The sequence below is a fragment of the Micrococcus sp. LASM2_SD2 genome, from assembly GCF_057364565.1.
In genome coordinates, this window is the sequence record NZ_JBNFOB010000272.1 from 1 (window position 1) to 2,808 (window position 2,808).

Genomic DNA, 2,808 nt, shown 5'->3' on the forward strand with positions numbered 1-2,808 from the left:
GGGTCGCGGAGGCGGAGACCGCGGTCACCGCCAGCGTGGCCCCGGCCAGCACGAGCAGCACGCCCACGACCCACCGGCCGACCCTTCGGGCGATGGTCAGCGCCAGCGCGGCGGCCAGGACCACGAAGGCCATGGCGCTGGTGACGCCCGAGGCGTCGGAGCCGTCCGCGGTTACCTCTGCGACGGCGCCGGAGCCCAGACCCGATGCGTGCACCCACGTCTGCCCGGCGGCGAGCAGGACGAGGCCGCCGGCGGCGAGGGCGGCGAAGACGACGGTACGGCGGCGCAGGCTCATGCGAGCTCCTCCATCTCGGACGCGGTCAGCACGGCGCGCAGCGGCGCGGTGGCCTTGGTGACGGTCTCGTCGGCCTCGGACTGCGGGACCGAGTCGGCGACGATGCCGGCGCCGGCCTGCACATGCGCCCGCCCGCGGTGCAGGGTCACAGACCGGATGTTGATGGCCATGTCCATGGTTCCGGCCAGGTCGAAGTAGCCGACCACGCCGCCGTAGGGGCCGCGACGGGTGGGCTCCCACTCGTCCAGCAGCTGCAGGGCGCGGGGCTTCGGGGCGCCGGAGAGGGTGCCGGCCGGGAAGGCCGACCTCAGCACGTCCAGGGCGCTGCGCCCCTCGGCCACGGCACCCTCCACGTGGGAGACCAGGTGGAGGATGTGGCTGAAGGACTCGACCTCCATGAACTGGGAGACCGTCACCGTGCCGGGCGTGCAGACGCGGGAGAGGTCGTTGCGGGAGAGGTCCACGAGCATCACGTGCTCGGCCCGCTCCTTCTCGTCCTCGGACAGGTCCTTGGCGAGCAGGGCGTCGTCCTCGGCGCTGCGGCCGCGGCGGCGCGAACCGGCGATCGGATGGGTGACCACGTGCCGGTCCTCCACGGTGACGAGCGCCTCCGGCGAGGACCCGACGATCTGATACGGCTCGCCCTCGGGGGTCTCGAAGCTGAACAGATACATGTACGGGCTCGGGTTCACCATGCGCAGCACACGGTAGACGGCCAGGCCGTCCGCGGCGGTGTCCACGCTGAAGCGGCGGGACACCACGGCCTGGAAGACCTCGCCGTCCACGATCGCCTGCTTGGCCTTCGCCACGGCCTGGGTGAAGCCGTCCTCGCCCCAGCGGTCCTCGGCCTCGGCCGCGACCTCCTCCGCGGTGGCGCGCAGCCAGCGGTCCGGGACGGCGGTGACCGGGTCGTCCACGGGGGCGGAGAGCCGGGCCACCATCGCGTCGAGACGGGCGACGGCGTCGTCATAGGCGGCATCCGCACCGGTGTCCAGGCCGTTCACGTTGATCGCGTTGGCCACCAGCGTGATGGTGCCCTCGGCGGCGTCGTGCACCGCGAGGTCGGTGACGAGGTTCATGGCCAGCTCCGGCAGGCCGAGGTGGTCCTCCGGGCCGTGCGGCAGGTGCTCGAGGTGGCGGATGACGTCCCAGCCCAGGAAGCCGGTGAGGCCGGAGAGGAAGTGCGGCAGCCCGTCCCCCACGGAGGAGCGGACGCCGGTGCCCAGGGCCGCGAGGGTCTGCTCGAGGACCTCCATGGCGTCGCCCTCGGTGGGCAGGCCGGCCGGCGGGGTGCCCTGCCAGTGCGCCTGCTGCCCCACTGCGGTGAGGGTGGCCGCGGAGCCGGCGCCGATGAAGCTGTACCGGGACCACACGCCGCCCGGCGCCGCCGACTCCATCAGGAAGGTGCCGGGGCGGTCGTCCGCCAGGCGTCGGTAGAGCGCCAGCGGGGTGAGCCCGTCGGCGAGCACGGTGCGCACCACGGGGATGACCCGGGCCTGCCGGGCGAGGGCGAGGAACCGCTCGCGGGAGGGGTGGACGGCACCGGTGGGCACGAGGGCCTCGGCCAGGGCCTCCTCCGAGGCGGTCGCGGCGGCGGTGGTCTCGTGGTGCTGGCTCACGCGGTCCCTCCTCGGGGCTCGACGGTGTCGGTCTCGGCGGTCTCGGCGTCGGGGTCCGCCGAGCGGGGGTCCTGCGGCCGCGCGACCACCCGGCCGGTGAAGCAGGAGGTCGTCTCCGTGTGGCAGGCGGGGCCGGTCTGGTCGACCTGCAGCAGGAGGGTGTCCCGGTCGCAGTCGGCGGACACGGAGAGCACGCGCTGCAGGTGGCCGGAGGTGGCGCCCTTGCGCCACAGCTCGCCGCGGGAGCGGGACCAGTAGGTGGCCCAGCCGGTCTCCAGGGTCAGGCGCAGCGACGCGGCGTCCATCCACGCCATCATGAGGACCTCGCCCGTGTCGTGCTGCTGGGCGATCGCCGGGACGAGGCGGTCGGCGGTGAACGTGAGGGAGTCGACCAGGGCCGAGACGTCGTCGCCGGCCGGGGGCGTGGGGGCGGTGGTCATCCTGCCATTCTAGGGGCGTCGACGGCGCCTGCCCGGGCCCTGATGCCCCGTGCTACGTTGAGCCGGTGAATGCCTCCGACCGTCCGCAGCAGGGTCTCGGCGACGCCGCGACCGAGACCGACTACGCCGCCGCCTCCCGTGCCGCGCTGGTGGAGGCCCTGACGGCGGCGGGCCCGGGCCGGCCGACCCTCTGCGAGGGCTGGCGCACCGAGCACCTGGCCGCGCACGTCGTGCTGCGAGAGACCTCGCCCCTGGCCGTCGGCCTGCTCGTCCCGAAGGCCGCCCAGCGGCTCGAGGAGAAGACGATCGCCCTCGGCGATGCCCACGCGGACGACGAGGGCTACGCCCGGTTGCTCGAGCGGGTGGCCGCCGGTCCCCTGGAGGGTGCCCGCACGGACGCAGGGCACGACGACGGCCAGGTCGCCTCCGGCGCGGACCGCGCCGCGGACTCCGG

Annotated in this window: 4 protein-coding genes; 1 reads left to right on the forward strand and 3 read right to left on the reverse strand. The window is 74.6% G+C overall.

Annotation, left to right across the window (positions count from 1 at the left end):
• The 3 genes from AC2W7A_RS11260 to hisI form a co-directional block, all read right to left on the reverse strand.
• Positions 1-295 (reverse strand): Trp biosynthesis-associated membrane protein (locus AC2W7A_RS11260; RefSeq protein WP_485991429.1); only part of this gene is annotated, 295 nt, incomplete at its 3' end.
• Positions 292-1,848: an anthranilate synthase component I gene (locus AC2W7A_RS11265; protein WP_485991432.1), complete on the reverse strand. Its 1,557-nt coding sequence runs from the start codon at positions 1,846-1,848 to the stop codon at positions 292-294. The genes AC2W7A_RS11260 and AC2W7A_RS11265, both read right to left, overlap by 4 nt.
• Positions 1,849-1,910: 62 nt before the next feature.
• Positions 1,911-2,354, reverse strand: coding sequence for a phosphoribosyl-AMP cyclohydrolase (gene hisI / locus AC2W7A_RS11270; RefSeq protein WP_485991430.1), 444 nt, complete (start codon positions 2,352-2,354; stop codon positions 1,911-1,913).
• 65 nt (positions 2,355-2,419) lie between these two features.
• Between hisI and AC2W7A_RS11275 the strand changes: the two genes are divergently transcribed.
• On the forward strand, positions 2,420-2,808 hold a 389-nt coding region (locus AC2W7A_RS11275; RefSeq protein ID WP_485991431.1), incomplete at its 3' end, for a maleylpyruvate isomerase N-terminal domain-containing protein.